Annotated in this window: 10 protein-coding genes; 5 read left to right on the top strand and 5 right to left on the bottom strand. The window is 73.1% G+C overall.

Annotated elements, in window-relative coordinates; all coding sequences use genetic code 11:
* Positions 1 to 34: 34 nt before the first annotated feature.
* Positions 35 to 1,525: a sensor histidine kinase gene (locus tag QMC84_RS01865; protein ID WP_300371190.1), complete on the top strand. Its 1,491-nt coding sequence runs from the start codon at positions 35 to 37 to the stop codon at positions 1,523 to 1,525.
* A 365-nt stretch (positions 1,526 to 1,890) separates the two neighbouring features.
* Here the strand turns inward: QMC84_RS01865 and QMC84_RS01860 are convergent, their stop codons facing one another.
* Positions 1,891 to 3,984 (bottom strand): 3-hydroxyacyl-CoA dehydrogenase NAD-binding domain-containing protein, encoded by a 2,094-nt coding sequence (locus QMC84_RS01860; RefSeq protein WP_300371188.1) that lies wholly within the window; start codon positions 3,982 to 3,984, stop codon positions 1,891 to 1,893.
* Position 3,985: 1 nt separating this feature from the next.
* On the bottom strand, positions 3,986 to 5,191 hold the full coding sequence (locus QMC84_RS01855) for a thiolase family protein (protein ID WP_300371187.1): 1,206 nt from the start codon (positions 5,189 to 5,191) through the stop codon (positions 3,986 to 3,988).
* Between the two features lie 105 nt (positions 5,192 to 5,296).
* On the opposite strand from QMC84_RS01855, the gene QMC84_RS01850 reads away from it, so the two are divergent.
* Genes QMC84_RS01850 through QMC84_RS01840 form a run of 3 tightly spaced genes read left to right on the top strand, consistent with a single transcriptional unit; the run spans position 5,297 to position 8,014 of the window.
* Positions 5,297 to 6,256, top strand: a complete 960-nt coding sequence (locus QMC84_RS01850; protein WP_300371185.1) for a PAC2 family protein — start codon at positions 5,297 to 5,299, stop codon at positions 6,254 to 6,256.
* Between the two features lie 4 nt (positions 6,257 to 6,260).
* On the top strand, positions 6,261 to 7,127 hold the full coding sequence (locus tag QMC84_RS01845) for an acyl-CoA thioesterase II (protein ID WP_300371183.1): 867 nt from the start codon (positions 6,261 to 6,263) through the stop codon (positions 7,125 to 7,127).
* The gene (locus QMC84_RS01840) at positions 7,124 to 8,014 is read left to right on the top strand and encodes an acyl-CoA thioesterase II (protein WP_300371181.1); all 891 of its coding nucleotides are present in this window, start codon (positions 7,124 to 7,126) and stop codon (positions 8,012 to 8,014) included. The genes QMC84_RS01845 and QMC84_RS01840 overlap by 4 nt, the downstream gene beginning before the upstream one ends.
* Before the next feature lie 35 nt (positions 8,015 to 8,049).
* Here the strand turns inward: QMC84_RS01840 and QMC84_RS01835 are convergent, their stop codons facing one another.
* Genes QMC84_RS01835 through QMC84_RS01825 form a run of 3 tightly spaced genes read right to left on the bottom strand, consistent with a single transcriptional unit; the run spans position 8,050 to position 10,640 of the window.
* Positions 8,050 to 8,406: a hypothetical protein gene (locus QMC84_RS01835; protein ID WP_300371179.1), complete on the bottom strand. Its 357-nt coding sequence runs from the start codon at positions 8,404 to 8,406 to the stop codon at positions 8,050 to 8,052.
* Positions 8,407 to 8,443: 37 nt separating this feature from the next.
* Positions 8,444 to 9,298, bottom strand: coding sequence for a MaoC/PaaZ C-terminal domain-containing protein (locus QMC84_RS01830; protein ID WP_300371177.1), 855 nt, complete (start codon positions 9,296 to 9,298; stop codon positions 8,444 to 8,446).
* Between the two features lies 1 nt (position 9,299).
* Positions 9,300 to 10,640: a 3-oxoacyl-ACP reductase gene (locus tag QMC84_RS01825; RefSeq protein ID WP_300371175.1), complete on the bottom strand. Its 1,341-nt coding sequence runs from the start codon at positions 10,638 to 10,640 to the stop codon at positions 9,300 to 9,302.
* A 97-nt stretch (positions 10,641 to 10,737) separates the two neighbouring features.
* Here QMC84_RS01825 and QMC84_RS01820 point away from each other — a divergent pair, with 97 nt between their 5' ends.
* Positions 10,738 to 12,066 carry an acetyl-CoA C-acetyltransferase gene (locus QMC84_RS01820; RefSeq protein ID WP_300371173.1) on the top strand — a complete coding sequence of 443 codons (1,329 nt, stop codon included), beginning with the start codon at positions 10,738 to 10,740 and terminating at the stop codon, positions 12,064 to 12,066.
* Positions 12,067 to 12,138 lie beyond the last annotated feature (72 nt).

Below are 12,138 nucleotides of genomic sequence, written 5' to 3'. Positions count from 1 at the left end.
GGCTCCACGTTTCGGGCCGTTGGGAGGTGAGCGGGTGGCGGATCCGGCCGAGACCGAGGACCTGTGGCGACTGATGCTGCAGCACTCGCCGATCGGGATGGCCGTGGTCCAGCTCGACGGCCGGCTGCTGATGGTCAACCGGGCGCTCTGCGAGATGCTCGGCTACGCCGAGGACGAGCTCGTCCAGCACGGCTTCCAGGACCTGACCCACCCCGACGACCTGGACGCCGACCTCGCGCTGTTCCACCGGGCGCTCGCCGGGGAGATCGACTCCTACCGGATCCGCAAGCGCTACCTGGACGCCCAGGGCCGCGTGGTCTGGGGCGACCTCTCGGTCGCGGTGCTGCGCGACGCGGACGGCGATGCCTTGCACTTCATCTCGCAGGTCCTCGACGTGACCGAGCAGCGCGCTAACGAGGAGCGGCTGGAGGCCGTGACCGCCGAGGTCGACCGGGAGCGGCAGACGCTGGCCGCGATCTTCGACACCGTGAACGTCGGGCTGCTCCTGATCGGCCCCGACGGCCGGTACGAGCGGATGAACAGGCGGCACGCCGACACGCTGCGACGCCCGTTCCCCGACGGGCACGAGGGCGAGGCAGGCCAGCTCGGGCACGTGTACTTCCCGGACGGCAAGACCAAGATGACGCGCGAGCAGATGCCGTCGTACCGCGCGGCCCAGGGCGAGGAGTTCGACGACTACAACTACTGGGTGGGCGCGGACCCGGCGACATGGTCGGCGTTCTCCACCTCGGCGCGGCAGGTGCGCGGCCCGTCGGGCGAGCGGCTGGGCGCGGTCCTGGCCTACCAGGAGATCACCGACCTGATGCGCGCCATCCAGGTCAAGGACGAGTTCGTCGCCTCGGTCTCCCACGAGCTCCGGACCCCGCTGACCTCGGTGCTCGGCCACCTGGAGATGCTCGGGGAACGGGACGACCTGACCGACGGCGCCACCGCCTGGCTGCGGGTCGTGCACCGCAACGCGGCCCGGCTGCAGGCCTTGCTCTCCGACCTGCTGCTGATCGGCCAGGTCGCCGACGGGACGCTGGAGCTGCACCCGGCGCCGGTCGACCTGCGGACGGTCGTCGACGAGGCCGTCGAGGCGGTCCGGGTGGTCGCGGACCAGAGCGACGTCACGATCCGCACCGAGGCACCCGCGACGCTCCCCGTGGTCGCCGACGGCCAGCGGCTGCGACAGGTCCTCGACAACCTGCTCTCGAACGCGATCAAGTACGGGCGTGCAGGCGGCTCGGCCACGGTCGGGCTGCGACAGGTCGGTGCCGACGTCGAGCTCGCTGTGGCGGACACCGGCATGGGCATCGCCGAGCAGGACCGGGAGCACGTGTTCGGCCGGTTCTTCCGCGGCGGCGAGGCGATCCGGCAGCACCTCCCCGGGACCGGCCTCGGCCTGAGCATCGTCGCCTCGATCGTGGAGGCACACGGCGGCACGGTCACCGTCGAGAGCGAGCTGGGTCGGGGGAGCACCTTCCGCGTGGCGCTCCCGGGTGCCATCGTCGAGCAGCACTGATCGGTGGCGAAAGCCCGGGGGTGGACGGGCCTTTCTGCTCTACGCGACGTGGCGCGGCGGAGAGAGCGTGGGTGCGGCCAGAAGGAAGGTGTCTCGACCGTGCGACTCGCCTGGAGGGACGACGTGGCCGCCCGCGCCGTCGCAGTCGCGGGGCGGGGCACCCGACGTGGTCGACCCGTGGACCGGATGACGGAGATGGACGGCGCAGGCGAACGCGACCACACCCCCGTCTGGCCCCTGGCCGGCACCTCCGCCCCCGGCGCCGTTGTGCTCGGGGTGGACTGACCGCACGACCGGGCCGCTGCGAGCCGTGCGGCTCGCGGCGGCCCGGGCGCGTGGGAGCGGTGCCCGGCCCGTGCCGAGGCTCAGTGGAACGTGCCGAGCCCCTCGCGCTCGAGCAGCATCGTCAGGCCGCCGTTCCAGAACGAGAACCCCGCGCCCGTGATCATCGCCAGGTCCAGGTCCTCGGCGGCGACGACCACGCCCTCGTCGAGCATCCGGCGGGCCTCGTCGGCGAGGCCCGTCAGCACCCGGGTGCGGATCTCCGCGGGCTCCAGGACGACCGGCTCGGCCGGGGTCTCGAGCAGCGCCTCGACCTCGGGGTCGATCGCGCCGTCGGGTCCGTAGTACGACGCCTTCCGCGCCGCCACCACGCGTTCGAGTGCGGGGGAGACGTAGAACCGGTCAGGGAAGGCGCGGTGCAGCGTCTCGTTGTTGTGCAGCGCGATCGCCGGTCCGACGAGCGAGAGGAGCATGAACGGCGGCATCGGCGCGACGCCCGCGAAGGCGCCGTCGACGACCGGCACCGGCGTGCCCTCGTCGACGATCCGCCCGACCTCGCCCATGAACCGGCCGAGCAGCCGGTTCACGATGAACGACGGGCTGTCCTTGACCAGGATCGTGGTCTTCTTCAGCGCCTTGCCGGTCGCGAACGCCGTGGCCAGCGTGGCGTCGTCGGTGCGCTCGCCCTTCACGATCTCCAGCAGCGGCATCACCGCGACCGGGTTGAAGAAGTGGAAGCCGACGACCCGCTCCGGGTGCTCGAGGTCGGCCGCCATCTCGGTGATCGACAGCGACGACGTGTTGGTCGCCAGGACGCACTCGGGGGACACGGACTTCTCGACGTCGGCGAGCACCGACTTCTTGACCGACATCTCCTCGAAGACCGCCTCGATGACGAAGTCGGCGTCCGCGAACACGTCGCTCTTGTCGACCGCGCCGGTGACCAGGCCCTTGTGCCGGTTCGCCCGGTCGGCGTTGATCCGGCCCTTGGCGAGCAGCTTGTCGATCTCGGCGTGGACGTAGCCGACGCCCTTGTCGACGCGCTCCTGGTCGAGGTCGGTGAGCACGACCGGGACCTCGAGGCGGCGCACGAACAGCAGCGCGAGCTGGCTGGCCATCAGACCGGCGCCGACGATGCCGACCTTCGTCACCGGCCGGGCCAGGGACCGGTCGGGGGCGCCGGCCGGTCGCTTGGCGCGCTTCTGCACGAGGTCGAAGGCGTACAGCGAGGCGATCAGCTCCGGCGTGTGCGACATCGCCTCGAGCGCGTCGTCCTCGCGGGCGAACCCGGCGTCGCGGTCGCCGTCGCGGGCCGCGTCGATCAGCTCGACGGCCCTGAGCGCGGCCGGGCTGGCGCCGCCGGTCTTGGCCCGGACGAGCGCACGAGCGCGCTCGACGGCCGCGTCCCAGGCCGCGCCCCGGTCGACCGGGGCACGCTCGACGACGATCTCGCCGCGCAGCACCGCACCCGCCCAGAGCAGCGACTGCTCCAGGAAGTCCGCGCCCTGGAACACCGCGTCGGCGAGGCCGAGCTCGTACGCCGCGGCACCGCCCAGCGTCCGGCCGTTGTTGAGCGGGTTCTCGAGGATCACGGTCACGGCCTTCTCGGCGCCAAGCAGGTTCGGCACCAGGAACGCGCCGCCCCAGCCGGGGACCAGGCCGAGCATCACCTCGGGCAGGCCCAGCGCGGGGGCGCTGTCCATCACGGTCCGGTAGGTGCAGTGCAGGGCCACCTCGAGCCCGCCGCCGAGCGCGAGGCCGTTGACGAACCCGAAGGAGGGCTTGCCGCCCTCGCCGAGCTTGCGGAACACCGCGTGCCCGAGCTCGGCCACGACGCGCACGGCGTCGGGGCCGCCCCCGGCGACGGAGGTCAGGTCGGCGCCGGCCGCGAGGATGAACGGCTTGCCGGTCACGCCGATGGCGATGATCTCGTCGTCCGCGAGCGCGGCGTCGATCGCCTCGTTGAGCGCGAGCAGCGAGCGCGGCCCGAACGTGTTCGGCTTGGTGTGGTCCTCGCCGTTGTCCAGCGTGATCAGCCCGAGCACCGCGCCGCCGCGGCCCGAGGTCGAGGTCGAGGTCGAGGGCAGCGTCACCTTGCGCAGGTGGGCGGCGGTCACGCGCTCGGCGTCGGAGGAGATCTCCTGGGCGCGCTCGAGCAGGGGGGTGATGTCCGGCATGTCAGGCCGCCTCTCCGGTCCAGTGGGGGTTCTCCCAGATCACGGTGCCGCCCATGCCGATGCCGACGCACATCGTGGTCAGGCCGTAGCGGACCTCGGGGCGCTCCTCGAACCGGCGCGCGAGCTGGGTCATCAGCCGCACGCCGGAGGAGGCCAGCGGGTGGCCCACCGCGATCGCGCCGCCGTACGGGTTGACCCGTGGGTCGTCGTCGGCGATCCCGAAGTGCTCGAGGAACGCGAGCACCTGCACCGCGAACGCCTCGTTGACCTCGAAGGCGTCGATGTCCTCGATGGTCAGGCCGGCCTGCTTGAGGGCCTTCTCGGTCGCCGGGATCGGGCCGGCGCCCATCACCTCGGGCTCGACGCCGACGAAGGAGTACGCGACCAGGCGCATCTTCACCGGCAGGCCCAGCTCGCGGGCGGTCTCCTCCTCGGCGAGCAGCGCGGCGGTGGCGCCGTCGTTGAGGCCGGCGGCGTTGCCCGCGGTCACCTTGCCGTGCGCGCGGAACGGGGTCTTCAGCGCGGCCAGCGACTCCATCGTGGTGCCGGGGCGCATCGGCTCGTCGGTGGTGGCCAGGCCCCAGCCCAGCTCCTCGGAGCGGGTCGCGACCGGCACCAGGTCCGGCTGGATCCTCCCGGCGTCGTACGCCGCGGCGGTCTTCTGCTGGGAGCGGACGGCGTAGGCGTCCACGCGCTCCTTGGTGATGCTCGGGTAGCGGTCGTGGAGGTTCTCCGCGGTCTTGCCCATCACGAGCGCGTCGGGGTCGACGACCCGCTCGGACAGGATCCGCGGGTTCGGGTCGACGCCCTCACCCATCGGGTGGCGGCCCATGTGCTCGACGCCGCCGGCGATCACGACGTCGTACGCGCCGAAGGCGATGCCGGAGGCGGTGGTGGTGACCGCGGTCATCGCGCCCGCGCACATCCGGTCCACGGCGTAGCCGGGGACGCTCTGCGGCAGCCCCGAGAGCAGCGCCGCGGTGCGGCCGATGGTCAGGCCCTGGTCGCCGATCTGGGTGGTGGCGGCGACCGCCACCTCGTCGACCCGCTCCGGGGGGAGCGACGGGTTGCGGCGCAGCAGCTCGCGGATGCACTTGATCACGAGGTCGTCGGCGCGGGTCTCGGCGTACTGGCCCTTGGCCTTGCCGAACGGGGTGCGGACGCCGTCGACGAAGACGACCTCACGCAGCTGTCGGGAACCGCTCATGTCCGCTGGTCTCCTAGGGTTCGGGGATGCGGGTAGGTTACCCCGGAGTAACAAAGCGGTCACCCACCGCCGGTGTGACCTCTCCCTCGCCACTACGCTGGGCCCATGCCTGAGCGCCTGGTGCACATCGTCGACGAGGTTCCCGAGCTCGACGACGCGCGCTCCCGGGGCGCGCTGACGATGGTGCTCGTCCTCGACGGCTTCCTCGATGCCGGCAACGCGGCCGGGCGGGCCGCCCAGCATCTGGTCGACCTGTCCGAGGGCCCGGTCGTGGCGACCTTCGACGTGGACAAGTTCCACGACTACCGCGCCCGGCGGCCACCGATGTCCTTCGTCCGGGACCACTACGACGCGTACGACGCCCCCCGGCTGGTCGTCCGGCTGGTGCGCGACACCGGCGGGGCGCCGTACCTCCTGCTGCACGGTCCCGAGCCGGACAACCGCTGGGAGGCGTTCTGCCGGGCGGTCCGCCAGGTCGTGGAGCGGTTCGGCGTGACCCGCGTCGTCGGGATGGGCGCGGTGCCGATGGCGGTGCCGCACACCCGCCCGATCGCGATCACCCACCACGCCAACAACCCCGCACTGATCACCGGCGAGAGCCCGTGGCGCGGCGAGCTGCGGATCCCCAGCAGCGCGCAGGCCCTGCTCGAGGTCCGGCTGGGGGAGTGGGGCCACGACGCGATGGGCTTCGTCGCGCACATCCCGCACTACCTCGCGCAGATGGACTACCCGCGGGCCTCGGCGGCGCTGCTCGAGCAGGTCGAGATCGCCGGGCGGCTCACCGTGGACCTGTCCGGGCTGCGCGCGGAGGCCGAGGACCGCGAGGCCGAGATCGCCCGGTACCTGGCCGCCAACGAGGAGGTCGCCGAGGTGGTCGCGGCGCTCGAGCGGCAGTACGACGCGTTCGAGCGTGCCGAGGAGAGCGGCACCAGCCTGCTGGCGCGGGAGCAGCGGCTGCCCACCGGCGAGGAGATCGGCAAGGAGTTCGAGCGGTTCCTCGCCGGGCTCGACCGCCCCGGCCCCGACACGGGTCCCGACGGCGACACCGACGAGACCCAGGGCTGACGGGGTGCCGAGGAACGCCGACGAGCTCGTCGCGCTGCTCGACCTCGAGCGCATCGACGACAACCTGTTCCGCGGGCAGCAGATGCCCTCGTCGCTGCCACGCGTCTTCGGTGGCCAGGCCGCGGCCCAGGCACTGGTCGCCGCGACCCGCACCGTGGACCCGGCGTACGTCGTGCACTCGCTGCACTCCTACTTCCTCCAGCCGGGCGACACCCGGGCGCCGACGATCTACGACGTCGAGAACCTCCGCGACGGCCGCTCGTTCGCGACCCGTCGGGTGCTCGCGCGTCAGCACGGACGGCCGATCTACGCGCTGACCGCGAACTTCCACCAGCCCGAGCCCGGCTACGAGCACCAGGACCGGATGCCCGAGGTGATCGCGCCGGAGGAGGCGATCGACACGCGCGCGGCCGCCGAGGCGCTCGACCCCGGCCGCGACACGTCCGAGGACGCGGAGTGGGACGTGGTCGACTTCCGCTACGTCGGCTCCGACGGCGACGGGCTGATCGAGCCCGACCCGGCGCACCCGGCGCGGCAGCGGTTCTGGCTGCGGGTCTCCTCGCCGCTGCCCGACGACCCGGCGCAGCACGTCGCCGCGTTCACCTACCTCTCCGACATGACCCTGATGGGGGCGGCGCTCGCGCCGCACGGCGTGCGGATCGGCGGGCCCGAGACACTCGTGGCCTCGCTGGACCACGCCGTGTGGTTCCACCGGCCGTTCCGCGCCGACGAGTGGTGGCTCTACGACCAGGTCTCGCCGTCCGCCTCGGGTGGGCGCGGGCTGGTGCTGGCCCGGGTGTTCACCCAGGACGGCACCCTGGTCGCCAGCGTGGCCCAGGAGGCGCTGATCCGCCGGCGGACCCGACCGTGAGCGGGGGCGAGCCGAGCCCGGCCGAGGAGCTGGTCGCGCTGCTCGACCTGGAGCGGATCGACGCCGACCTGTTCCGCGGCGGGCAGCCGGACTCGGTGCGGGCCCGGGTGTACGGCGGGCAGGTGGCCGCGCAGGCGCTCGTGGCGGCGACCCGCACCGTGGACCCGGCGTACGCCGTCCACTCGCTGCACTCCTACTTCCTGCTGCCCGGCGACTACTCGGTGCCGATCGTCTACGACGTGGAGCGGATCCGCGACGGCCGCTCCTTCCAGACCCGGCGGGTGATCGCGCGTCAGCACGGGCGGGCGATCTACTTCCAGGCGCTGGACTTCCAGCGTGCCGAGGAGGGCTTCGAGCACCAGGACGTCATGCCCGAGGTCAAGGCGCCCGAGGAGGGCCTCGACCTGGTCGAGGTGATGCGCCGCGGCGGCAACGCGGAGGCGGACGCGCTCGGCAGGGAGTGGGGCGCCCTCGACGTGCGCTGGCTCGGCAACTCGCGGTTCGGCCTCGACCCGGACCCGGACCGCCCGTCCCGGGCGCGGATGTGGGTGCGGCTCAAGGAGGGGCTCGGCGACGACCCCGTGGTCCACCTCGCCGCGTTCACCTACGCCAGCGACGTGACCCTGCTCGGCTCGACGCTCGCCGCGCACGGCGTGAACCCCTCGAAGACGCAGATGGCGTCGCTGGACCACACGATCTGGTTCCACCGGCCGTTCCGCGCGGACGAGTGGTGGCTCTACGACCAGGCCTCGCCGGCGGCGGTCGGCGCCCGGGGGCTGGCCTTCGGCCGGATCTTCACCCAGGACGGCACCCTGGCGGCCACCGTCGCGCAGGAGGGCCTGATCCGGCCGCGCAGCGACGAGTACGCCGGCCCCGGGGTGGCCTGAGCCCGCCCGGTCGGCCGGGTGGGCCCGACGGCGGGTCAGAACCCGGCGACCCCGGCGACCAGGGTCAGCGCGGCCACGAGCATCCCGAGACCGCCCACCACGGCCGCCGCGCCGCCGAGGTGCCGCGCCACCGGCTCCGGCCCGCGCAGGGCGCGTCCGGCCAGGAGAAGTGCACAGCCGGCGAGCAGGACCTGGGCGACGCCGGTGAGGACGACGCTGTCGCTGAACGAGCCTGGGCCGTTGCGGTTCAGCCAGCCCTGCACGGCGTACGTCCAGGCCCCGTCGGCCAACAGGCTGAGCGTGGCGATGACCAGGGCCGCGATCCCGGCGCCGGTCGGGGTCAGCCAGGCCGTGGACCGGCCCTGGCCCCCGGAGGTCTCGAACGCGGCCATGTCTGCTCCCGGTCGTCGACGTGCTGGCGCGCCGAGGCTACCGGGCGGAGGTGGACCCCGCGAGGTGCGGCGCCCCGGTCGACGGGGAGCTGAGCGAGAACGCCCACCGGTCGTCGACCCGGCGCGAGCCGAACGCGATCGTCCCCGGCAACAGGATCGGCTTCTTGAACGCCACCGCGACGGTGACCTCGGCCGGCAGCCGGTTCTCCAGGGCGCCGACGCAGCGGGCCATCGACCACATGCCGTGCGCGATCTGCCGGGGGAACCCGAGCGCCTTCGCGGTCAGCGGGTAGAGGTGGATCGGGTTGTGGTCGCCGGAGACCGACGCGTAGCGCCGGCCCAGGTCGCCGGGCAGCCGCCAGGTCGTGCCGGTCGCCGGCGCGGCGGGGAACGCCGTACCGGCCGGCGCGTCGTCCTGGCCCGCGCCGCGGCGCAGGAACGTCGAGGTCTCCTCCCACACCGGCTCGGCGCGCGAGTGGACCCGGGTCACCATGTCGAAGACCTGGCCCTTGGGGTGCGGCCGGAGGTTCTCGGCGTACGCCGTGACCTGGAGCGCCTCGGTGAGCGCGATCGGCCGGTGCTGGGTGATGGAGTTCTCCAGGTGGACGGTGCCGATCGCGGGGAACGGGAAGTCGCCCGCGGTCATGATCTCCATGTGCAGGCCGAACGCCAGCAGGTGCGGGTAGGGCAGCGGGAGCACGTCCTTGCGCGGGAAGCCGCACAGGTCGGCGTACCGCGCGACGTGGCCGGGGTCGAGCGCGACGTCGTGGCGCTCCAGGGTGCGCTCCGGCAGCGGGCCGCCACTCTTGCGGACGCCCGGCAGCAGGCTCACGACCGGCACCGCGGGCAGCGCCGCCCGGACGGTGGTCGGCAGCAGGTCGGCCCAGGCCATCTCAGGCCCCCAGCATCATCTGGCCGCAGACCCGCACGACGTTGCCGTTGACGGCCGTCGACGCCGGGTTGGCGTACCACGCGATGGTCTCCGCGACGTCGACCGGGAGGCCGCCCTGGGCCATCGCGTTGAGGCGCTGGCCGACCTCGCGGGTCGCGAACGGCACCGCCGCGGTCATCTGGGTGATGATGAAGCCGGGGGCGACCGCGTTGATCGTGATGCCGTCGGTGAGCTCGTCGGCGAGCGAGTCGACCAGCCCGATCACGCCGGCCTTGGAGGCGGCGTAGTTGGTCTGCCCGACGTTGCCGGCGATGCCCGCGATCGAGGCGACGCCGACGACCCGGCCGTTGGGCCGGATCACGCCCTGGTCGAGCAGCTCGCGGGTGATCCGCTCCGGGGCCGTGAGGTTGACCGCGATCACGGAGTCCCAGCGGTCCTCGGCCATGTTCGCGAGCTTCTTGTCCCGGGTGATGCCGGCGTTGTGGACGACGACGTCGACGCCGCCGTGCTTGTTCCTGAGGTGGTGGGCCAGACGCTGCGGGGCGTCCTTGGCGGTGATGTCGAGCACCAGGTGGTCGCCGTCGAGCTCCTTCATCACGGCCTGGAGCTCGCTGGCCGCCTGCGGCACGTCGACGCCGACGACGGTGGCGCCGTCGCGGTGCAGCACCCGGGCGATCTGCTCGCCGATGCCGCGGCTCGCGCCGGTCACCAGCGCGACCTTGCCCTCGAGCGGGCGCAGCCAGTCGCCCACCGGCTCGGCCCGGGTGGCGCCGTGGGCCCCGATCCGCACGACCTGCCCGGAGACGTAGGCGGACTTGGGGGAGAGGAGGAACGCCAGCGTCGAGGCGACAGCGCCCTCGGCGCCCGCGGCGACGTACACGAGCTGGACGGTGCCACCGCGGCCGATCTCCTTGCCGAGGCTGCGGGTGAAGCCCTCCAGGGCACGCTGGGCCACCCGCTCGCCGCCGGAGACCTGCTCGGGCGGGGTGCCGAGCACGACCACCCGGGGGCAGCCGGCGAGGCTGCGCATCAGCGGGGTGAAGAAGTCGCGGAGCTCACCGAGCTCCTCGGAGCCGGTGATGCCGGTCGCGTCGAGGACCAGACCCTGGTACGTCGTGCCGTCCTCGGCGGTGGCGCCCTCGACGGCGGCGATGCCGAGCGTGTCGAGGATCCCGACCAGCGACTCGGCCAGCCGGCCGCGGCCGCCCACGGCGATCGTGCCGTCGACCAGGGGCGCGCCCTCGACGTACCGTTCCAGCGTGGCGGGCGCGGGCAGGCCGAGCAGCTTGGTGACCTGACGGCCGATCGCGGACTGTGTGAAGCCCTGGTAGAGATCGCTCATGACGGGTATGTAACTCCTTGTGTAACTGAGAGTCCAGATTTCGTGATCTGGCCCTCATGCCCTTCTCTCGTTCCCCTGCTCGACGGAGGATGAACCCATGGCAGCCAACACTCAGGGCACCCCTCGGGGCAACGCCCAGGCCCCCGCCCACGGCAGCACCCGACGGGTCGCCGTCCTCGGCGGCAACCGGATCCCGTTCGCCCGGTCCAACACCGCGTACGCCGACGCGTCCAACCAGGACATGCTGACCGCCGCGATCGACGGCCTGGTCGAGCGGTTCGGGCTCCAGGGCGAGCGGCTCGGCGAGGTCGTCGCCGGGGCCGTGCTCAAACACGCGCGTGACTTCAACCTGACGCGGGAGTCGGTGCTCGGCTCCAAGCTCGCGCCCGAGACGCCGGCGACCGACCTCCAGCAGGCCTGCGGCACCGGCCTGCAGGCCGCGAGCCAGGTGGCCAACAAGATCGCCCTCGGGCAGATCGAGGCCGGGATCGCGGGCGGCACCGACACCACCTCCGACGCGCCCGTCGCGATCAGCGACCGGCTCCGCAGGAAGCTGATGAAGGTCAACGCCGCCCGGGACACCAAGGGCAAGCTGCTCGCGCTCGGTGCGATCCGGCCCGGTGACATCGGCCTGGAGATCCCGCAGAACGGCGAGCCGCGGACCCGGCTGTCGATGGGCGAGCACGCCGCGTTGACCGCGCTCGAGTGGCAGGTCGGCCGCGAGGAGCAGGACGAGCTGGCCGCCGCGTCGCACCAGCACCTGGCCGCGGCGTACGACCGGGGCTGGCTCGACGACCAGATCACGCCGTTCCGCGGCGTCGAGCGCGACAACAACCTGCGCCCGGACTCGACCGCGGAGAACCTGGCCAAGCTCAAGCCGGTCTTCGGCAAGGGCGAGGCGGCGACGATGACGGCCGGCAACTCCACGCCGCTGACCGACGGCGCCTCGGCGGTGCTGCTCGCCAGCGAGGAGTGGGCCGACGAGCACGGGCTGGCGCCGCTGGCGTACTTCGTGGACTCCGAGACCGCGGCCGTCGACTACGTGCACGGGGGCGAGGGGCTGCTGATGGCGCCTGCGTACGCCGTCCCGCGGATGCTGGCGCGCAACGGGCTGACCCTCCAGGACTTCGACTTCTACGAGATCCACGAGGCGTTCGCCTCGCAGGTGCTCGCCACCCTGAAGGCGTGGGAGGACCCGGTGTTCTGCAAGGAGCGGCTCGGCCTGGACGCCCCGCTCGGCTCGATCGACCGGGCCCGGCTGAACGTCAACGGCTCCTCGCTGGCCGCGGGGCACCCGTTCGCCGCCACCGGCGGCCGGATCCTCAACGTCGCCGCCAAGCTGCTCGCCGAGCAGGGGTCGGGCCGGGCGCTGATCTCGATCTGCGCCGCGGGCGGCCAGGGCGTGGTGGCGATCCTGGAGCGCTGACCTGCGGGGTCCCGGGCTGGCGCCCGGGGCCGTCGAGTGACGTGAAGTGGCTGTCCTGGGGGCCCCGGGGCA

The sequence above is a fragment of the Nocardioides sp. genome, from assembly GCF_030019515.1.
Classification (GTDB): Bacteria; Actinomycetota; Actinomycetes; order Propionibacteriales; family Nocardioidaceae; genus Nocardioides.
This window is presented reverse-complemented; position numbering and strand designations above follow the sequence as displayed.